We start from the raw sequence: 20,462 nt of genomic DNA on the forward strand, positions 1-20,462 counted from the left end.
CATAAGCATCCGGCGGTCAAAGCATGGCTGGCCAAACATCCTCGCTTCCACATGCATTTCACCCCCACTTCGGCGTCCTGGCTCAATCAGGTCGAACGCTTTTTCGGCTTGATAACAGGCGATCGCATCCGCTGCGGCGTGTTCAAGAGTGTCGCCGAACTCGAAGGCGCAATTCAAGACTATCTCGATCATCACAACGCCGATCCAAAGCCCTTCGTTTGGACCAAATCCGCTACAGACATTCTTGAAAAGGTCGCCAGGGGGCGACAGGCGTTAGAGTCACAACACTAGCTTGGCCGCCTCGTCCTTGTAGTCCTGCAACATCGACTTGGCGCCATCGCCATCGCGATTAAAAGTTTTCTCCTGGATTTTGTCGAACAGCATCAGGATCGGGTCGCCCGAGGGGGAAAGATCGTCCGGCGTCTCACCAGCTTCCTTGCTCCACGAGACATAATCCGAGGCGGCGCCTGAGCGCGTGCCGGCATAGCGCGGCGAGGCCTGCTCTTCGGGCGACAAGCTGTCATAATATTCTATGAAGGCCTTGTTGAACTGGCCCATAAGCCGCGAGCGCTCCTCCGGTGTTGCCGCGGCGTTGGCTTGGCGTGCGTACTGGAAAAAGGCCTTCTCCTCGCGAGCGTTGCGCTCCTGGTTGAGCGTAAGCGCCTCGGCCGTCTCGTCGGGAGTGAGAGATGACTTGCTGGCCAATTGATCATAGCGTGTCGACAAGTCAGTCGGGTAGGTCTTCAGGCCGCTGCCCGCCGCGCCGTAGATCGGTTCGGCGCTGGAGGCGAGGGCGTCGTTGACCGACGTGGTCGCGATCCCCGCGCTGTTCACCGTGGCGGTCGTGGTCGGGGGGGCGCCACCGGCCAATACCGACTTGGCGGTGGCCGACAGGGTAACGCGCACGGCCGGACCGTCATTGGCCGCGCCCGCGACCTGATCATCGACTCTGGACTTGATCGCGAACGTTGCGCTGATTGATGAGGCCGAAAGTGAAGAAACCTGCACTTTAGTGCTCCCTGAACTCTGAGCTTGAACTCTACCGCGCTGGGGTGACCAAACCCTTAAGAAAAGCCCTTGGCCCTATTGACATAAGTTGGCATCCACAGTTTGACCGAGGCGAGCGCCAGAAAGCCCATGAATGAGGTTGCTGTCTTGTCGTAGCGGGTGGCGATCCGCCTAAACTGCTTGATCCGATTGAACATCCGCTCGACGCGATTGCGATCTTTGTAGGCTCGAAAGTCGCAGGCAATTGGCTCCCGGCGGTTTGATTTGGGCGGGATCACCGGCAAGATCCCCTTCATCAGGAGGGCGGCGCGGACCTCGTCGCTGTCATATCCCTTATCGGCCAGCATCAGTCTGGGGTTCTTTACCGGTAGCTGGATCAAGCCTTCCACGGACTTGTAGTCCGAAGCCTCGCCTCCGGTCAGGACAAAGCCGAGGGGGCGTCCTTGACCGTCTGAGCGGGCATGGATTTTGCTCGTAAAGCCGCCGCGGCTTCGACCAAAACCCTCTTTATAAGTCCCCCCCGGGCTCCGGCCGCCTGACTATGGCCCCGGATGGTGGTTGAATCAATCATGTGTTGCCAATTGTCTGTCAGCCCAAGCTCGACAAGGGTTTCTAACATCGCATCCCAGATCCCTTGCTCAGCCCAGCGGCGGAACCGGACATAGACCGAGTTCCATTTTCCGTATCGCTCGTGCATGTCGCGCCAAGGGCAACCGACCCGAAGGACATAGAGCATCCCATTAAGAAAACGGCGGTTATCCTCGGCTGGTCGCGACCAGCGTCCCCGCTCCGACGGCAGCAAGGGCCCGATGACCGCCCACTCCGCATTCGACAAGTCCCCTCGATCCAAGGCGTCCTCCCTCTAAGAGGAATCCTTGAATCATTATGCCGCTGATTTGAGAAGCCCTTTTGTCAACAGGTCCTAGCGCGCACAGACCACCGCCCGCTATCTATCCCGCCACGTGATCGGCGAAATGCTCAGCCAGCCGGCGGCTTTTGGCGGTGAGAGTCGTTTCAATCATCCGAAAGAAGGCCTGGCTTTGCGGTCTAGCGTCTACATCCCATTCGGGATGCCATTGAACCGCCAGGATGTCCGCGCCTTCGATGTTACCGCTGTAAGCTTCTATGAGCCCGTCCGGCGCAACCGCTTCAGCTCGTAAGCCGTCCGCCAGGCGATCGATACCTTGATAATGGACAGAATTTACCTGCACATTGCCTGATGTGTACAGCTGTTTGAGTACACCGAACGGCACAAGGTTGACGTCGTGCTCATGGGCGAACATACCCTCGAAACTCGACTCATTGGGCGCATGGTGCCGCAAGCCGGCCTCACCCGCAGCGTCGCCGCCAACATCGCGGCGCAAACTGCCCCCGAGCGCCACATTGATTTCCTGAAATCCCCGGCAAATACCGAAGATGGGCTTGCCCGCCGAAACCATCGCCTGGACCATGCCCAGCGCCACCTCGTCCCGCTCGGCATCGAACGGTCCCTCGCCTGGCGTTGCGCCATAGCGCTTGCCCTCGATATTTGAAGGGGATCCCGTCAGAAGTAAGGCGTCCAAATGGCTGGCCAGCACGTCGGGCCGAAACCCGATAGAACTGGCGGGGATCATCAGGGCGGCGCAGCCGCTATATTTCAGCGCCGCATCGACATAGCGCTGCATAACGGCATAGGCCTGTTCGGGCCCAACGGTGCGGTTGCAGGACATGATTCCGAGGACCGGTGTGGTCATTGTTCTTCCTTATCTAAAAATTACCCAAATCTAAGCCTTGCGAAGATACCAATCGTACGCCTGGCAAGCAGTGTCGGATGTAGCCCGCGATTGCGCTAATGGTGCGGCTTTTCGGAGCCAACTGGAAAACCTTACTTTCTACTGTATGAGCGCCGCATAACGTTTTGCGTCGGCTAAGCCGAAGACACACTAGGAGCTGGGCCTGCGGCAAATTTGATATTCAGGCGCGGAAATCCGCCTTCAAGCGGACTCGGTACAGGCTTAGTCACCCCCATCTCCTAAGACGCTTCCCCACCCAATAGTCCGCACTCGATCAAATTTCGCCAACACATATGTTGAACAATAGATCAGCCTTTTCGTCCTTGTAATGCGTGTACAATTGCGAAACTTTTCAAATACAGCCAAGGGCTTCGAGGTCCTGTCACTCCGCTGGCTCGTCGAACGCACCTTCGCCTGACTCGGCCGACGAAGACGGCCGGTCGAGGACTTGGAAGCAACCGTGCAAAGCGCAACCGCGTCGGCGGTTATTGCCAACTTCAGGCTCTTGACCCGAAGGCTGGCAAGGCACCGCTATGTCTCAGGAACTTTTTAGTCGGGTCTCAGGCATAGAGCCTTGAAGGTACTCTTAGCTTGTTCGTTTGGACCTTACGACGCAGCTATAGCTCGATGCCACATCTGGATCGCCGCCAGTGTAGGCAAGTTTCTCCGGATACGGACACACAGGCCTGCTCATCTTATCATTCGAAAGGACAATTTCATTCGGCGCCACGCCCTTTTCGACCCAAGTCTCAAGGACGGCGAAAAGTTGATTTGGAGCCGGCAGTGGCGGATTTGCCGGTGGACTTGTCCCGTCGATGCCATTCACAGCGCCTATTCCCGAACAATGTCCCATAGCAGGAATTTGGTAGTAACGATGGAAGGCTCTGACCTTCTCATACCCGCCCGCGGTCTTTGCCACTCTTGCATAGTAGTTGTTCGAGCCTTGGCTTGGGATTAATTGATCGTTGACGCCGTGGTACTGGATGATCTTTCCACCACGCGCAAAGAAAGCTGAAAGATCTGAGTTGTCGGTATTGATATGTCCCATCTGAGATTGCTTCTCTAAGCCTTGAGCATAGGCCTTTGCCAAATCGGCGTAATTTAGCTTACGCCATCCGTCCTGTCCGTTGCCTGTCGCATTCTTGAATGTGGGGTCGGCTAGGGCGGGTCGTTCGGTCTCTAAGGCAACTTGGTCTGTCGCAATTGAGAAAGGGAAGCCAACACCATCTTCACTATAGGCGAGCCATGAGGCGTCCGTCCCGCGGGAAAGCCCGAACCAGAGTTGGTGGCTATCTAGCACTTCGCCGTAACCAGTCGATTTCTTCGGATTTGCGACGCGGCCGTCGTCGGTCATTCCGTACCAAATCTTGTTCATAGCTTTTGCGTCCCGTCTGGTGAGGCACGCTTTGCTGACATTCAGTCCCCCCGCCGATTTGCATAAGACCTTCTTGTCTTTGATGGGATCGTAGGGGCAGCTTTCCATATCGGTGATAAAGCCGTCGTGGCGACCGTTGAGTCTGGAATCGCATGCGCTCACTGCTGCAGCCGACACCAAGCTCAACTGGTCTAATGTTAGGAGCCTGGATAGGTCGTTTTGCATGACCACCTGTGGGTAAAGCTCGCTGGTTACGAACTTGGACCAATTGATTGCCGGTGCACCAATTAGAAGTCCATCGAAATCATCCGGGTAACGTTGCGCCTCTACCAACCCCTGGCGACCGCCAGTCGAACACCCATCCCAGTACGAATATTTGACAGGCTGGCCGTAATAAAAAGCCGCCAGCCCCTTTGTTTGAACTGCCTGCTGGTGCACGCCTCTTTCGGCAAAGTCGCTCCAAAGAACAGTGTTCAACTTGCCATCTGGCGTCATCCCGAAAGCACCGGAAGTAATTTCAGAAGACATTTCAGAGCGATGCCCCGTGTCTTGCTTCGATGTGACAAACCCCCCATTGACCACATCGATCACCTCCTGGGTTGCATTCAAATCCGTCAGTGACATCTCAGTCGGTTGACCCGAAAAGCCGCCTCCCCCCAAAACGCGTACCCGAGAATTCCACTCCGCAGCGTTGGCGGGCAACCACACTTCGATGCCGATTCCTTCGGATGTAGACGGAGCATCCTTCGGTCCCGGGTACCCCGGACCTACAAGCAGCTTTACGACGCAAACATCATGGTCGGCCTTGTGTCCTGAGGGCTTGTCACCGAGATGAATGTCTTCCCCTGCTCGAAACAGATGAACGAGCGTAACCTTTGTGTCGGCGTTGGGGTGGTAATCTGCCTTTAGACTATCGCTACACCGCGTGGCATTTCCAGACCCGGAAGAAGACGCGGTCGAAAGCGTCTGTTGCGCGACGGCGACATCGCAGAAGGCTGTGCCTAGTGCCAGCTGTGCCACGCTCGCGAATAACAAAGTGTTCTTCAACATTGCAACTTCTCTTCTCTAGTTGGGTTTTTAGCGAGGAGCCTGCCTTCCGCCGCATATGTTCGTTCTTCAAATGACACATCGCCGTTGGACTGGCTTCAATAACGACCCAAGACTTCAATTTTGTCAACACCCCCGTTTGCATTCAAATTTCTTGAACGGAAAAATGCGATAAAAGGCGACCTGAGTAATAGCCGAGACTCGATATTTGACTTGGAAAAGACCGCTTCGGGGAGTTTTTCAGCCACAAGTCGGTGCAAAAGGCGCTGCAGATCACACCATTTATCAACACATATGTTGGCGTAATGACCATTCCAGGAAAAAATCATCTTTGTGCAGCAGCTCGAAAATGGAGTGAGGCCACGGGCCGCAGCCTACTCGAAAAGTCCCACGCCTGCTGCCAAGCCATACCGTAAGCCTCCGATATTCAAGGGGGAGCCGTTCAGAAGTAAGGCGTCCAGATGGCCGGCCAGCCCGTCGGGCCGAAAACGATGGAACTGACACGGATGCTCAGGGCGGCGCAGCCGCTATTTTTCAGCGCCACATCGACATAACGCTGAACAACGCTAATAAGCCCGTTCCGTCCCAACCTTGCACCTAAAGGACTTGATGCCCAGAAGCGATGCAGTCATGGTATGCGTTCTCTGAACACCGCCAACGGTTTACGCATTGCGGAGATACCAGTCATAGTCGAGGCTGGTGACCTCTTCGAAGAAACGCGATTGCTCAGTGCGCTTGACCTTTACATACATGTCGACAAAGCGATCGCCGAGATAGTCGCGCAACGTATCGGACCGCTCCAGCCGATCGACCGCAGCAAACCAGTTGGCGGGCAAGGTCGCCCCGGTTTCGGCCGCTTCGGCATAGCCGTTACCGACCACGGCCGGACCCGGATCGGTTTTTCGCGTTATGCCGTGGTGAGCGCAGGCGAGGATGGCTGCCAGAACCAGATAGGGATTGCCATCGGCGCCTGCCACCCGATGCTCGACGTGTCGGGTATAGGCCGGTCCCGCAGTGACACGCAGGGAGACCGTTCTATTGTTGACTCCCCAGGTCAAGCCGACGGGAGCGTATGAATTTGCCTTGAAGCGCTTGTAACTGTTGCCCCCCGGCGCGAGCATGGCCATGCAGTCGGCCAGATGATCTTTCATGCCGCCGATCATGTGATGCAGAAGCGGAGCGCCTTCCGGTGCCTCCGACGCGCACAGGTTATTACCGGCGCCATCCGCTACGCTGATATGCACGTGGAACCCGGAGCCCGCCCGGTCCGCCCAGGGCTTGGCCATGAAGGTGGCCTCAATCCCGAAGCTTAACGCAACGCCTTTTGCCAAGCGCTTGTAGAGGACCGCGTCGTCGGCGGCGCGCAAGGCGTCAGCCCTGTGTTTCAGGGTCAACTCGACCTGGCCCGGTGAGAATTCCGAGATCGCGCCTTCCAGCGGGATATTCTGCGCATCGGCAGCTTCCCAGAGCTTGCGGAAAAAGGCGCCATGGGCTTCAATTTCAGGCAAGCCGTAAACTTGCGTTCCTTTTGGGACCTCACGGGTATTAAAGGCGGTCGCGGGCACCGGCCGGCCGGCAGCGTCGCGCTCGATGTCGACGAGATAATATTCCAGTTCGCAAGCGACGACCGGGGTCAGGCCATCGGCGGCATACCGATCGAGCACACCTTGCAGGACATGGCGTGGATCCAGCAAATTGGGGGTGCCGTCCAGTTCGTACATCGACAGCATGACCTGTCCGACGTCATCGCCTAACCACGGCGCCGGCACGAGCGTTCCCGGCACAGGGCGCGCCACGCGATCGGCATCGCCATCTTCCCAGACCAGACCCGTGGCCTCGCAATCATCGCCCTGAATGTCAGCGACAAGGATAGAGCCCGGCAGGAACCGGCCGTAGGTGTAGATAGGCATCAGTTCGTGGCGGCGCAGACGCTTGCCGCGTGGCACGCCGCTCATCGAGGTGAACAGGATCTCGAAATAGTTGATATGCGGATGCGCGGCCAGAAACTGTTCTGCTTCGGCAACGGCCGCGACCCGCGGTTGGATTGAAGATGTCATGGAAATACTCGTGACGTGAGGTTAGGCTAGGCCGGCGAAGGAGATGTATTTGATTTCCAGGTACTCATCGAGGCCCTCGGAGCCGCCTTCGCGGCCCAGTCCGGATTCTTTAATCCCGCCAAAGGGCGTCAGTTCGGTGCCAATAAGACCGTCGTTGATGCCGACCATTCCGGATTCCAGGCGCGCAGCAATGCGCATGGCGCGCCCGATATCACGGGTGTAGGCGTAGGCGGCCAGGCCGAACGGCGTGTCATTGGCCATTCGAATAGCGTCATCCTCCGTTTCAAAGCGAATGAGTGGCGCCACTGGTCCGAAGATTTCGGTCGAGGCGATGGCCATGGCGGTCGTCACGCCCGTCAGCACGGTCGCTTCATAGAAGCAGTCGCCGAGCACGGATACAGTGCCACCCATGACCGCGATGGCCCCTTGAGAGACAGCGTCATCGACGAGGCGGCGAACCTTCTGAACGGCTTTGGCATTGATCAGGGGGCCGAGGTGCGTGGCCTCATCCAGCCCGTCGCCCAATTTCATAGTGTTGACGCGTGCCGCCAGCGCTGATGCAAAGGCGTCGTAGATGCCGGCCTGAACGAAGAAGCGGTTAGCGCACACACAGGTCTGGCCCGAATTGCGGAACTTGGAGCCGATCGCTCCCTCCACTGCAGCATCGAGGTCGGCATCGTCGAAGACCAGAAAGGGCGCGTTCCCGCCCAGTTCAAGTGACATGCGCTTTACGGTCGCGCCACACTGCGCATAGAGCGCCTTCCCCACCGGGGTGGAGCCGGTGAAGCTCAGTTTACGAACTCGAGCATCTTCGGTAAAGACCGCGCCGATGGACGGCGCGTCCGTGGCGTTGATGATAGACAGGACACCGGCGGGAACGCCTGCCTTGAGCGCAAGCTCATAGACGGCTAAGGCGGAGAGTGGAGTTTCTTCCGACGGCTTGATGACCACGGTGCAACCGGCCGCCAAGGCCGGTGCGACTTTCCGGGTAATCATCGAGATGGGAAAGTTCCAAGGCGTTATGGCGGCACACACGCCGACCGCTTGCTTGATGGTTTGCAGGTGCTTGCCGGGCGCGGTCGCTGGAATCGTGCGGCCATAGGCGCGCTTGGCTTCTTCCGCGAACCATTCGAGGAAGCTGGCGCCATAAATGACTTCGCCACGCGCTTCGCGAATGGCGCGCCCTTGTTCCAGAGTCACGAGCAAGGCCAGATCTTCGGCATGGTCCACCATCAGCTCATGCCATCGCTTCAGGATGATCGATCTAGCCTTGTTGGTCTGACCGGACCAGGCGGCCAAGGCGGCGTCTGCAAGCGCGATGGCCGCCCGCGCATGCTCGGCTGTGCGATCGGCCACATGGGTGAGCACCGTGCCATCGGCGGGGTTTATGACCGGGAAAAATCCCGCCTTCGGCTCGGCGCTGAGATGGTGACCAATAAGAGATAAATGGGCTTGAGAGAGAAGCATGTCAGGCTTTATATGATATGGAAATCGATTTGAGGTCGGCATATTTGTAGAGGGCGTGCAGCGACCGATCGCGCCCAAATCCGGATTGTTTTACCCCGCCAAACGGCGACGTGATGTCACAGGCGTCCCAGCCATTGACCCAAACCAATCCCGCATTGAGCTGTTTGGCCGCCCGCATTGCCTTGCTGATGTTAGCTGTCCACACACCGGCGGCGAGGCCATAGATGGTGTCGTTGGCGAGACGGTACGCATCCGCCTCGTCCTCGAAAGCCATGACCGACAACACGGGGCCAAACACTTCCTCGCGCGCCAGGATATTGTCACGAGCAATATCGAGAATGGACGGCTCGACATAGAAACCGCCCGAAGTCGCGCGCGCCTGTCCGCCACCCACTAGCAACTTGCCGCCGTCGGCCTTGCCCTTTGCAATATAATTGAGCGTCGTCTGCATCTGCCGCTCGGATACCATGGCGCCGAACTGCGTGGCCGGATCGAAGGGATCGCCCACCTTTATGCTCCTGGCGACCTTGGCCACCTTCTCCAGGAAGACGTCCTTGATCGAGTTCTCAATGAGCAGACGCGAGGCGGCGGTGCAGACCTGGCCTTGATTGTAGAACACACCCCAGGCCGCGTTCGTGGCAGCCGTGTCGAGATCGTCACAATCCGCGAATACGATTTGCGGCGACTTGCCGCCCAGCTCAAGCGACACCCGCTTCAAATTGGAATCGGCGGAGGCACGCATCAGGGATCGACCCACCGGTCCGGAGCCGGTAAAGGCGATCAGATCGACATCCATGTGGCGGGCTAACGCATCGCCGGCGACGACGCCTAAGCCGGTGACGACGTTCCATACACCGGCCGGCAGGCCGGCTTCGAGAGCCAGTTGCGCCGTATAGAGGGCGGACATCGAAGACAGTTCAGCCGGCTTGAGGACCAGGCTGTTTCCCATGGCCAGAGCTGGCGCCACCTTCCACATGGCCATATGCAGGGGGAAGTTCCACGGGACGATCGCGGCAATGACACCCAAGGGTTCATGCAGGACATAGGACAGCCGATCCTGCGGCGATGGAGCGACCTCGCCATAGATCTTGTCCAGCGCCTCTGCATAGTAGCGGGTCGTGTTGATGGCGAGCGGAACATCGACGCTGCGCGTATTGGCTATCGGTTTGCCGGTATCGAGGCTTTCCAGCAGGGCCAGGTTCTCTGCGTGGACTTCCATAAGGTCCGCGAGCTTGTGCAGGACTTTCTTTCGCGCCTTCGGCGACAGATTACGCCAGCGACCGTCCTCAAAGGCAGCGCGAGCCGATCGCACTGCGATATCTACATCCGCGACGCCGAGTGCGGGCAAGGTATTGATCTGGTGGCCATCTCGCGAACTGAGGTTGGCGATGGTCTCGCCGGACTGCGCCTCGACCTCAACCCCGTCAACCAAAGCCCTGGAAGGCAGGTGGAGATCCGCCATGGCGTTTAGTACGCCTTGCAAACTCGCTGACGCTTGCTGGGGAAAAGATATCGACATCGGCACCTCGCCTCTCAAAGGGGACAGTTTGGAAGCTCGATGTAATCTTTCTTCAACTCATGTGTCAATAAATAGTGAGGATAGGCCGTCAAACACACGAACCCAGTGTCGGTAAAATAAAATTACCCTCTCACATAAATCATAATTTTCTCTTCTTGTTCAACACCTTGATGGACGTTTAAGTTTAAATTGGCTTCGTTCATTATTTTGATTTATTTTCAACACATATGTTGGTAAATAACGAAGAGCACGGTCAGTCTCGGCGCACCTTAAGTTTGCCGAAGGAAAGAGTTTGGAAATACATATGGACACTTTAACCCACCTGCCATCGTCGGAAGCCCTCGATACTTTCTGGATGCCCTTCACTCCCAATAGAGCATTTAAGGCCAATCCCAAGCTGTTGAGCAGCGCACGCGGCATGTACTACACGACTCAAGACGGCCGTCAGGTCCTGGACGGTACCGCTGGACTCTGGTGTGTCAACGCCGGCCATGGCCGTGAACGGATCGTCGAAGCGATCCAGCAGCAAGCGGCAACGCTCGACTATGCCCCGTCGTTCAATATGGGCCATCCCATCTCGTTCGCCTTTACGCAAAAGCTTGCGGGCATACTGCCCTTCGATCTTAAAAAAATCTTCCTGACGAACTCGGGCTCCGAGTCGGCCGATACCGCGCTCAAGATCGCCCTCGCCTATCAACGGGCTCGTGGTCATGCGACAAAAACGCGTCTGATTGGGCGCGAGCGCGGCTATCATGGGACGGGTTTCGGCGGTATCAGCGTGGGCGGCATCGTCCGCAACCGCATGAATTTCGGCAGTCTGTTGACGGGAGTCGATCATTTGCCGCACACCCATGGCGTTGCCGGCAATGCTTTCGCCAAGGATGAACCGGAATTCGGCGCCGATCTGGCCGATAACCTCGAGCGGATCGTTGCGCTTCATGACGCCAGCACCATCGCAGCCGTCATTGTTGAGCCGGTTGCGGGTTCGACGGGCGTGCTCATCCCACCGAAGGGGTATCTTAAGCGCCTGCGCGCACTGTGCGACAAACACGATATCCTGTTGATCTTCGATGAAGTCATTACCGGCTTTGGACGGCTGGGCGCTGGTTTTGCGGCCGAGTATTTCGACGTACGCCCCGACATTCTCACCATGGCCAAGGGCATCACCAACGCCGCTGTGCCCATGGGCGCCGTCGCGTGTTCCAACCGCATCTACGACACGCTGCTTGCGGCCTCGGACACGCCCATCGAGCTATTCCATGGCTATACCTATTCGGGCCATCCGCTCGCCTGCGCGGCCGGCCTGGCCACGCTGGAGGTTTACGCAGAAGAGCATCTGTTCCAGCGCGCGGCGGATATCAGCGGCTATTGGCGCGATGCCGTGCATTCTCTTGCCGATGCGAAACACGTCATCGACATCCGTAATCTCGGCCTGATCGGCGGGATCGAACTGGAACCAAGGCCGGGCGCCGCCACATCCCGTGCGCTGGAGGTTTTCGACCGGTGCTTCGACAAGGGGGTGATGATCCGGGTAACCGCCGACATCATCGCCTTGTCACCGCCGCTGATTATCGAAACGGCGGAAATCGACCGTATTGTCGAGACAATCCGTGAGGCTCTTACTGAAACGGCCTAGGGCTGAGACCGTAGGTTTGATCCGGCGTTTCCTCCCCCTAGCCGGATCAGAGCCCCACCACCCGGACCGGGTGCTGGGGCTCCTTTCTGTTTACGCCATGGTCGGGATGATAAAGCTCGGATCGCTTCCAGCCGCCAAAGCTGTGATAAGCCACCGGCACGGGGATCGGAACATTGATGCCTACCACGTCCGCACCCATTCGAATGTAGGATTCGATGCGCGCCTTGTGAGCCGCACTGACCAAGGGGCCATAGTGCGCCTAGGCATCGGTCGAGACACCGACGCGCAAGCCTTGCGCGGCTGCGACCAGCTTCTCGCGTAGGGCGTTGGCGGTAGGCAGTCCGACTTTCCGGAGTGCCTGGGTCCTATTCCTGGGGCGACCGTCTTTATATTCGCGCACGGACGTGAACGTACCACCGCCGGAAACCAAAGTTCCCAGATAGGCCACGGGACGAGCAATCGACGTCACGACGCATTAGATTATATTTCAACACATGTGTTGACATTTTGACAATACTGAACTTGACTAGGGCTGTCGCGGCTAGACCGCTACTAAAAATATCACTTCGGCCCAACGTGGGCTGAGCATCAACTTGGGTAAGAGCACCGCGCCGGTGACCTTGCCGCATAGGGACCAAGGGGACACACTCATGACCTTAAGTAAATTAAAACGAACCGCAAAAGCGGTCTTGCTTATCGCAGGGCTGCCGTTGGTCGCGCACGCCGCTCCGCTTACGTTGGGCATTAAAGAGCCAGTAATGACTATGCCTGGCTGGGACGTGTCACCGCAAAGCACGAAACCATTTTGGGGCAAGCGTGTGGTCGGCTATATCACCGCGCGCGATGGCGTCCAGCTGCGCTACAGTGCACTTCTGCCTGCCGGCGACGGTCCTTTCCCAATCATCATTAATTACAGCGGTTATGACCCCGGCAGCATTGGCAGCAACGAATATCTCAAGGGCAATACCGCCATGCATCCGTTGCTCGACAAAGCGCTGGTTGAGAAGGGCTACGCTGTCGTCGGCATAAACGCACGCGGCACGGCCTGTTCGGAGGGTCAGTTCGACTTTATCGGCCGAAGTTACGGTACAGATGGTTACGATGCAGTCGAGTTTTTGGCCGCGCTGCCCTGGTCGAATGGAAAGATCGGTATGGCTAACTGGTCGTGGGCGGGCATGTCACAACTGGCGACCGCCTCGGAGCGTCCGCCCCATCTGCTAGCCATTGCGCCTGGCATGGTGCTTGGTGATCCTCAGGCCGATAGCTTTGCGCCCGGCGGCGTCGCGCAACCCGGCTTCGTCACCAACTGGTGGTGGTTTCTTCATAACCGTTGGGACGCGGCCCGCGATAGTGCAAAGGCTGAGGGCGATGAACGTTGCGTAAGCCAGGTCGCGACGAATTACATTACCGCCGAGAGAGATTCTCTCCCAAGCCAGTTGATCCGTCATCCGTTGCGTGACGATAAAATGGAAGAGAAGAACCTCACGTTACGGACATCAAATATCAACATCCCGGTATTATCGTTGGAGTCCTCTCAGGATGAGGCGACGACATCCCGTGGCGGGTATTTCCATGACACGCTAAAGCCGGAATTGATTTGGACCTTGCAGACGAATGGCAATCACGATCTCTATATTGCCGAGAAATTTCGCGAAGAGTTTCTGATCCCGTTCTTCGATCACTTCCTGAAGGACGAAAAGAATGGCTTCGAGCGCAAGCCGCACGTCACGGTGTGGGAAGAAACGCATACTGACGGGACCGGTCTCATGGCGAGTATGCGTGCCCAACCGCGTTGGATACTCACAAATCCGACCTACCCGCTTGAGGCAAGGCCCCTGGTATTTACTCTTGCCGGCGGAGGCAAGCTCGTTGACGGTGCCGCGTCCGGCGCGCCTGACCTCTACGCCTATCCGCAATCCACGGCCGCCGTCAACGCTGATGAAACCGGAGCCCCGGCCTGGGGGCCGTTGCCGGACCGCTGGAACGAAGGCTCTCTTGCTTACAGCAGCGAGCCCTTGGCCAAGACCATACTGACCCACGGCTCTGCGAGTGCAGACTTGTGGCTTTCCTCGACGGCGGCCGATACGGATGTCCAAGTAACATTGACGGAACTGCGTCCTGACGGCAAGGAAGTCTATATCCAGCGCGGCTGGCTGCGTCTCTCTCATCGGACTCAGGACACGGGCAAATCGACCGTCCTGCGGCCTTTCGCGCTCAACACCACTTCCTCCCTGTTGGCGCTCACTCCGGATGAACCTGTTCTTGGACGCGTCGAGCTGCCAAAGTTCAACCATGCCTTCCGTGCGGGTTCTCGAATCCGTCTGTGGGTGGAAACGCCGAGCCAGACTGGCGGCTATGGGTTTGCCCCGATCTCGACACCAGCGATCAACAAGGTTTGGCACGATGCCGACCATCCGTCGCGCCTGGTTCTCGGCACAGTCGATGCTAGTAAAGTTCCGCCAACGCTGAGCGATTGTGGCGCCATCATTATGCAGCCCTGTCGAGCAGATCCGCTCGCAGGCCAATAAGGTCTCCACAATATTGCTTACATAGTGCCAGTCTTTTAGAGCACCGCTTGCCGAACTAGCCACCAAGTGAGACATGCCCCTCCGGGTCTCACTTGGTGGCGCCGATTACTTTAGAGCCGCCCCAGGACTTTGGACGGGCTGATAAGTGGATGACTACTTCAATATGGTCCCGTATTATGGGGCGCAGGAGCAATAGTCAGGGCGAAACGACCGAGGCGGAACCAGACGTCCGCGTTCAAGGCGAAGGTGGCTTTAGAAGCCCTTCGCGGCACCAAGACGTTGGCGGGGCTGTCAACGCTGTTTGACGTGCACCCGAACCAGACCACAACATGGAAGGCGCAGTTGCTTGAGGGCGCCGAGGGCGTTTTCGGTGCCGAACCTTCGGCTTCAGCGCCGTCGCCCGATCTAAAGGATCTTCATGCGAAGATCGGGCAACTGGCTTTGGAAATTGATTTTTTAGCCGGCGCGCTAGGCAAGGCCGGATTGCCGAGCGCAAAGCGATGATACGGTCTGACCACGATTTGCCGGCGACCAAACACCAGCAAGCGTCACCCTACACATCAGATATACCCTTATCTTTTAAGAGATTTGACAATCGACCGCGTCAATCAGGCCTGGGCGACCGACATCACCTACATTCCCATGAAACGGGGCTTTGCCTACGTCTGCACGATTTTGGACTGGGCAAGCCGCCGGGCCCTGGCTTGGGATGTGTCGATCTCGATGGAAGCTGACTTTTGCGTGCGCATCCTCGACCAGACTCTTTCGCGTTGCAGTCGCGCCGAGATCTTCAACACGGTTCACCCGTTTGATGTTTACTGGTCGCCTTTCGGCTGAGGAAATCAAGATTAGCATGGATGGCAAGGGATGCTGGCGAGATGACGTCTTCATCGAGCGCTAGTGGAAGAGCCCTGCGTTCGTTATCTTGGTGGCTGTTTTTTACAGGCGAAATCGTCAAGGTAATTGAGGCATATTCGAAACTATTTTGCCCGAGGCAATGCATACACCATCAGACAATGCCCCTACTCCGTTTCGCGCCACGCTATTCCACTCAAAGGTTCGCTTGATCGGGATGATTTTTTCGGAACAAAATATATACCAATAGGTATGCAATGAACCCCAATGCGCCAAAGATCCCGGCTAAACCGAGCGCCTCGGTAGGCGAAGCGCCGTTATCGACCATGAGGGCGCCGGCGACCGGTCCTATCGCAAGCCCAACGCCCTGCGCAGCAGGAACCAAGGCCGCCGAGCGGCCTGAAGGATCAAGCAAGTTCATCGCCGTCTGCTGATAAACCGAGGCGAGGCCCCATAGCAAACCGAATGTAATAATTCTCACAACGAAACCGGGCAGATCATAGAGCGGCAAGAACCAGCTCAGGAAGTTGAGGACGAGTAGCCCAGCTATAAGCATCATCGAACGGTGCTGACCAATGTGTCTACCTAAATGCCAAGCGAAAAAGCAGCCAATTGCGCCAATGATGTAGTTAACGGTCATAACCCAGCCTACAGCGGCTTCGGTCATACCAGCTTCTTGCCCTACTCGATCAAGATAGGTCCAGACAACGGCAGGTCCAAATTGACAAAGCCCGGTGGCGACAAGGAAAAGTATCTGAACGCCTCCGAATGAACTGACATTGCTAGCGCGGACTCCGGGTAAGACCTCTACTTCACTCATTGGCTTTGCACGCAAACCGCTTATGAGAGCGGCGCCAACGAGGCAAATCACGAATAAGCTGGCAAATGCGCCTATAATACCCCAGCGAACAATAATAAGCGGTAGAGTTGCAGTTTGAGCGGCCCCGATGACGACAAGGACGGCGTTCAGGTGGCTAAAACTCCGATCTGAGTTCTGAGTGAGAGCCAGCCGAGCAATAGCTACAGAGTAGGTCAGCCCCGCAGCCCAGCCTCCCGCCAGCCTAACTATCGCCAACGAATTGAAGTCAGGAGCAAGCGCCGACCCCACCACGGTTACGAAAACCACGATAACACCCCACAAAGCCAAGGTCATATGGCTTGTTTTTCTAAGCGCCCAACAGGCATGCAAATAACCGAGGAACATACCGCCAAGTTCCACAGAACCAAGCCATCCCACCTGGCTGTCCGTGTAACCTCTATGGTTGGCGATTGCACCAAACAAGAGCGGCATCACATTATAAAAGCCTTGGCCCGCCACCGCGAGCGCACAACAGGCAATTACGGTTAGAAGCTCGGACCGATCCGCACTCGCCACTTCCGGTTTGACCGCGCCGTTCGCAGCAAAATGCTTCTCCATACCGACGATACTCCCATTAAACTCATCAAACCCCATGTGTGGCCGTGAGGACTATACACTCAACATTGCACCTTACCGAGATAAGCGCGGTAAGGTGCAATGCCATCGCATTGTAATTTTGGCTCCGGGCCTAACCCGCAGACCTATTGCTTGATCGTGAATTCGATTCCCACAGTGCGCGGGCGGGACGACTGAAGCCGATCAAGGCGAGGCACATTGAAAGTCAGCGCTAGCGGACGATTAAGCACAACGCGCTCATTGGTCAGATTGTCCACATACATGGAAACCAGCCACTTGCCCTTGCCAATACCAATTCGGCCATCAACGAGGGTGTAACCATCGAGCTGGAATTTGTCGTACGAAACAACCCGTGAGCCGCCTACATGGGATGCGCCAAGACGCGCCTTCAGTGCGTAATCACTGCCGAAATCCTTGTCGTAGGTAAATGCTACATTGCCGGTCCATTCCGGCACGTTCTGCAATGGATCCCCCGCCATTGTGCCGGTTCGCGGATCGTCACGATCAAAAGCCGCATCGACATACCCGACGCTTCCAGACAAGCCGAAACCGGCCGGCAGGCGAGCATCAAACTCGAAGTCGACCCCGTTCACCGTGACTTCCCCAGCGTTATCTGTATATGTGAAGCCACATTGAGGCAGCGCCACATATTGTTGAACGCCTTGCCACTTCATGCGATAAATCGCCGCATTGAGTGTCAGTTTGCGATTAAAATACTGGTTTTTGCTGCCCAGTTCATAGTTCCAAACATAATCAGGATCGAAACGGGTTGGTGCTTCCGAGAGGCCCAAGGCGGTGACGTCGGCGTCGCAAATATGAGGTGTAGCAGGTTGAGCCGCGCCTTGACGCATCCCCTTTGCCACCGAGGCATATAGCAGGTGGTTTGAAGAAGGCGTGTAGGACAGATTAAATGAAGGATTGACGCCGCTTGTCTTGGCCTTTTTGGCATCGATGACGCCTCCGCCCAAAATGCCGCCGGTTTCACCAGAAACGTTATCTAAATATGAATATTGCCGCGCGCCGACGGTCACTTTTAGTTTTGGGGTGAGTTGATATCCGAGGCTCGCGAATACTGCGACTTCGGACGACTCATCCGCGAGATCGGCACTGTAACCGACCGTCGTACCCAGGATCGGTCCCGCATCTGGGGTAATGGAAATTGCCTGGTAGTGCGAGGTAAAGCGGTTATAGTAGGCGCCAACGATCCACGAAAAATCACTTTGAGTGGTCGAGGTCAATCGGATTTCCTGGGTGAACTGCGTTACCGGTTGAGATTCTGTCGTCGACGCTTGGCCCAAGCCGCCGTCCGCAATGGCATATCCAGTAAGGCCTTCGAAATCGGCGTTCGATTTGAATAGCCCTTCACTACTGTCCTGAACCTGGGTTTGGCGCCGACGGGCGTACGACGTAACCGAATTTAGATCGAAATCGTCAAAACTATATTGCCCTTTGACTGTGGCTATCTTGGCCTCATCCCCGTAGGTTTCTTTGATATCGAATGGTTGATAGTGAACATCAGTGCCTGGCGATTCATCATAGCTATCCGGTGCACCGGTACGAATTTTTTGATAAAAGAACGACGGCGTGATAGTCAGCCGATCGGTTGGTTGCCAAAGGACAGCAGCGCGGAAAGTGTCAGATCTTACCGTATTCGTGTTCTTATACACCTTGTCGGGCGTCACACCCGAGAGGTCCGCTCTCGGCGCGGTAAAATAACTGCCTGTTATGCTCGGATCGGGCAGCGGAAAGTCATTCACAACGCCACGGTCTATCCAGCCTCCGCGGTCGACGACCGATCCAACCAGCCTCAATGCGAGCTTGCCGTCAATCAGGGGAATATTAATCATACCGTTAAAGGAGGTCGACTCATTGCCGCCCTCCGTAGCCTCTACGCCCACCTTTGCGCTTGTCGCGAATTTGCCGATTACCGGAGCCTGAGGCACGAATTTGATCGTTCCCCCCATTGAACTGGCGCCGTAAAGTGTACCTTGAGGCCCGCGCAAGACTTCTACCCGTGCAAGGTCATAGATGGTTGGATCAATCGAGGTTTTGCCAGCCGTTGAACCCGATGGAGGATTGATTGGCGTCTCATCGAGATAGAAGCTGACGGTCGGTGCGACACCCGCCGGCGATGAAAGCCCACGAATTGTGAACTCGTTTTGACCGGGTCCTGACGAACGGACTGAAAGGCCGGGTACGTCGCCGACCAGATTGGATACACTTGTAACACCCCTGGCGGCAAGTTGATCACCACTTATAGCGGTAACGGCAATGGGCGTTTTCTGAACTGTAGAGTTGCGCTTCTCCGCTGTCACGACGACGGTGGTCGTGTCTTCAGGTGGCTGTGCAGCATTCACCTGGGCCAATGCTTGCGTTGCAAGTCCGCAGTCAGCTATTAACATGGCCGAAGCCAGCAATTTTACTTTGAGTATGTTACGCATAGTCTCAAATCTCCTTCTTCGACTGGCCTGCTCGCGCAGTGGTAATCTCAATAGAGGGGGACTTTCACAAATCTGTCAACACCACTGTTGAAAAAAACAGCAGCTTCTGCGGCGGGCCCCATAAATGCGTCTTAAAAACAAGTGACTACCCGTATTTCATCAACATCATTGTTGATGTATAGTGACTGTTCCGCCACAGTTCGCTCCTCGGAACACGCGTTCCCGCAGGTCATCGGGCCAATTCGCACGTGCCCAACCGTGTCTATGTCTCGGTTGGCGATGCCCGGATGTGGATGGGAACATGGTTCGGCTTTTACAATGACGAGCGAAAACATCAGCCGCTAGATAACAAAAAGCCGCGGCAAATTTTGAAGCCGGCCGCGCTTGTGGAAATGCGCCCATCGAGAGCGCATTGCACGCATTCCCACAGGCTCAACAGCAGGCAAGGGATGGCAGCCTGAAACACAGACAAGCTCGCCTCAAAGCCCGCGAATATTCACCGTCGAGACTCTCTCAGGTCGTCCCAGTTTCTGTTCGATTCACTGGAGCAACCGCAACCGAAAAAGCTGCCAGCACACAATGGCGAAACGTCGCTGATCAGCTCATACCCAAAACGCCGAAGCTTGCCACGACCAAGGTTGATGCAGAGCGCGATGAGCTAGACTACGTGACCTTCCCACATGAGCATCACATGATGCTCCACTGCACCAGCCGATCGGGCGGCTCAGTAGGGAAATCAAACGCCACTGCGATGTCGCGAGGGCACCTTCCACGACGACGATGCCGTCACAAAGCTGTTCGGCGCAGTCCTGCACTAACAAAACGACGAGGGGACGGTTCAGCGCGCACGAAACATCACTCTTGAAACCATCGCTCAATCAGCGATCAGCCACGCCTCAGCATGCTGCTATGGCAAACTGACGAGAAATCCGGACCTGTTCAGAATGCAGTGAGGCCCATAGCTAAGTGACCCCCCGTCTAGGGACACGATCCGCGGGAAACATTTAAGATTGCTTCTAACATTCTTATTAATTTCATCAACTTAGTTGCCTAAAGGGTAACCGGGGCAAATTGGCGTGCAAGGGGGCTTGGCAGGGACTCGCGGTTATGATTCAAACTGGAGATGGCTCCATCGACTGAATCGAATGACGATTTTTCCCTGGCGGGTTTGCGCAGTGTTGTTGCGACACTTTTGGGGCAGGTTGAGCGACTCCAGACGGAGGTAGGTTCGCAAGCGAAGGTCATTGAAGAACAATCTCGTACCCTTGAAGATTTGAAACTGGCGGTGACGGTTCGCGACGCCAAGATTGCTGAACAAGCCG

12 protein-coding genes and 5 pseudogenes are annotated in these 20,462 nt (G+C 56.5%); 6 read left to right on the forward strand and 11 right to left on the reverse strand.

Annotated features, from left to right (window positions below; translation table 11 throughout):
- Positions 1–291, forward strand: a pseudogene (locus tag B060_RS25570) (IS630 family transposase); the annotation flags it as partial.
- Here B060_RS25570 and B060_RS0121710 read toward each other — a convergent pair.
- The 3 genes and pseudogenes from B060_RS0121710 to B060_RS0121725 all read right to left on the reverse strand — a co-directional run bounded on the left by B060_RS0121710 (position 280) and on the right by B060_RS0121725 (position 2,741).
- Positions 280–1,008, reverse strand: coding sequence for a hypothetical protein (locus tag B060_RS0121710; RefSeq protein WP_018083914.1), 729 nt, complete (start codon positions 1,006–1,008; stop codon positions 280–282). The pseudogene B060_RS25570 and the gene B060_RS0121710 overlap by 12 nt on opposite strands.
- Positions 1,009–1,064: 56 nt before the next feature.
- Positions 1,065–1,831: pseudogene (locus B060_RS28565) on the reverse strand (IS5 family transposase); the annotation flags it as partial.
- 127 nt (positions 1,832–1,958) lie between these two features.
- Positions 1,959–2,741 (reverse strand): gamma-glutamyl-gamma-aminobutyrate hydrolase family protein, encoded by a 783-nt coding sequence (locus B060_RS0121725; protein WP_018083917.1) that lies wholly within the window; start codon positions 2,739–2,741, stop codon positions 1,959–1,961.
- A gap of 391 nt (positions 2,742–3,132) precedes the next feature.
- Between B060_RS0121725 and B060_RS28160 the strand changes: the two are divergent.
- A pseudogene (locus B060_RS28160) lies at positions 3,133–3,333 on the forward strand (IS5/IS1182 family transposase); the annotation flags it as partial.
- A gap of 33 nt (positions 3,334–3,366) precedes the next feature.
- Here B060_RS28160 and B060_RS0121730 read toward each other — a convergent pair.
- The 5 genes from B060_RS0121730 to B060_RS0121750 all read right to left on the reverse strand — a co-directional run bounded on the left by B060_RS0121730 (position 3,367) and on the right by B060_RS0121750 (position 10,245).
- Positions 3,367–5,205, reverse strand: coding sequence for a tannase/feruloyl esterase family alpha/beta hydrolase (locus B060_RS0121730; RefSeq protein WP_018083918.1), 1,839 nt, complete (start codon positions 5,203–5,205; stop codon positions 3,367–3,369).
- 439 nt (positions 5,206–5,644) lie between these two features.
- Positions 5,645–5,791 carry a hypothetical protein gene (locus B060_RS27475; protein ID WP_155847963.1) on the reverse strand — a complete coding sequence of 49 codons (147 nt, stop codon included), beginning with the start codon at positions 5,789–5,791 and terminating at the stop codon, positions 5,645–5,647.
- A 73-nt stretch (positions 5,792–5,864) separates the two neighbouring features.
- Complete coding sequence (locus B060_RS0121740; protein WP_018083920.1) at positions 5,865–7,259, reverse strand: glutamine synthetase family protein; 1,395 nt, start codon at positions 7,257–7,259, stop codon at positions 5,865–5,867.
- A gap of 21 nt (positions 7,260–7,280) precedes the next feature.
- Entirely contained in the window at positions 7,281–8,726 is a 1,446-nt protein-coding gene (locus B060_RS0121745; RefSeq protein WP_018083921.1) for an NAD-dependent succinate-semialdehyde dehydrogenase, read from the reverse strand.
- A gap of 1 nt (position 8,727) precedes the next feature.
- Entirely contained in the window at positions 8,728–10,245 is a 1,518-nt protein-coding gene (locus tag B060_RS0121750; protein ID WP_155847962.1) for an aldehyde dehydrogenase, read from the reverse strand.
- A gap of 304 nt (positions 10,246–10,549) precedes the next feature.
- Here B060_RS0121750 and aptA point away from each other — a divergent pair, with 304 nt between their 5' ends.
- A complete protein-coding gene (gene aptA / locus B060_RS0121755) occupies positions 10,550–11,881 on the forward strand; it encodes an omega-aminotransferase AptA (protein WP_051081134.1) in 1,332 nt (443 codons plus the stop codon).
- Positions 11,882–11,999: 118 nt separating this feature from the next.
- Here the strand turns inward: aptA and B060_RS27865 are convergent.
- Positions 12,000–12,227: pseudogene (locus tag B060_RS27865) on the reverse strand (hypothetical protein); the annotation flags it as partial.
- Positions 12,228–12,531: 304 nt separating this feature from the next.
- Between B060_RS27865 and B060_RS25575 the strand changes: the two are divergent.
- Both B060_RS25575 and B060_RS28165 read left to right on the forward strand, forming a co-directional pair.
- On the forward strand, positions 12,532–14,409 hold the full coding sequence (locus B060_RS25575; RefSeq protein WP_081606992.1) for a CocE/NonD family hydrolase: 1,878 nt from the start codon (positions 12,532–12,534) through the stop codon (positions 14,407–14,409).
- A 192-nt stretch (positions 14,410–14,601) separates the two neighbouring features.
- A pseudogene (locus B060_RS28165) lies at positions 14,602–15,307 on the forward strand (DDE-type integrase/transposase/recombinase); the annotation flags it as partial.
- A 153-nt stretch (positions 15,308–15,460) separates the two neighbouring features.
- Here the strand turns inward: B060_RS28165 and B060_RS0121780 are convergent.
- Both B060_RS0121780 and B060_RS0121785 read right to left on the reverse strand, forming a co-directional pair.
- Entirely contained in the window at positions 15,461–16,717 is a 1,257-nt protein-coding gene (locus B060_RS0121780; RefSeq protein WP_018083927.1) for an MFS transporter, read from the reverse strand.
- Between the two features lie 107 nt (positions 16,718–16,824).
- On the reverse strand, positions 16,825–19,140 hold the full coding sequence (locus B060_RS0121785; protein ID WP_081606993.1) for a TonB-dependent receptor: 2,316 nt from the start codon (positions 19,138–19,140) through the stop codon (positions 16,825–16,827).
- Between the two features lie 1,123 nt (positions 19,141–20,263).
- Here B060_RS0121785 and B060_RS0121790 point away from each other — a divergent pair.
- A partial coding sequence (locus B060_RS0121790; RefSeq protein ID WP_026173057.1) for a hypothetical protein occupies positions 20,264–20,462 on the forward strand: 199 nt, incomplete at its 3' end.

Source organism: Asticcacaulis benevestitus DSM 16100 = ATCC BAA-896 (assembly GCF_000376105.1).
Taxonomy (GTDB): domain Bacteria; phylum Pseudomonadota; class Alphaproteobacteria; order Caulobacterales; family Caulobacteraceae; genus Asticcacaulis; species Asticcacaulis benevestitus.

Excerpts from the sequence above, each read along its gene's own strand:
- B060_RS0121725 (WP_018083917.1), bottom strand. The coding sequence starts at position 2,741 with ATGACCACACCGGTCCTCGGAATCATGTCCTGCAACCGCACCGTTGGG.
- B060_RS0121730 (WP_018083918.1), bottom strand. The coding sequence starts at position 5,205 with ATGTTGAAGAACACTTTGTTATTCGCGAGCGTGGCACAGCTGGCACTA.
- B060_RS0121785 (WP_081606993.1), bottom strand. The coding sequence starts at position 19,140 with ATGCGTAACATACTCAAAGTAAAATTGCTGGCTTCGGCCATGTTAATA.
- B060_RS0121780 (WP_018083927.1), bottom strand. The coding sequence starts at position 16,717 with ATGGGGTTTGATGAGTTTAATGGGAGTATCGTCGGTATGGAGAAGCAT.
- B060_RS0121740 (WP_018083920.1), bottom strand. The coding sequence starts at position 7,259 with ATGACATCTTCAATCCAACCGCGGGTCGCGGCCGTTGCCGAAGCAGAA.
- B060_RS0121745 (WP_018083921.1), bottom strand. The coding sequence starts at position 8,726 with ATGCTTCTCTCTCAAGCCCATTTATCTCTTATTGGTCACCATCTCAGC.
- B060_RS0121750 (WP_155847962.1), bottom strand. The coding sequence starts at position 10,245 with ATGTCGATATCTTTTCCCCAGCAAGCGTCAGCGAGTTTGCAAGGCGTA.
- B060_RS25575 (WP_081606992.1), top strand. The coding sequence starts at position 12,532 with ATGACCTTAAGTAAATTAAAACGAACCGCAAAAGCGGTCTTGCTTATC.
- aptA (WP_051081134.1), top strand. The coding sequence starts at position 10,550 with ATGGACACTTTAACCCACCTGCCATCGTCGGAAGCCCTCGATACTTTC.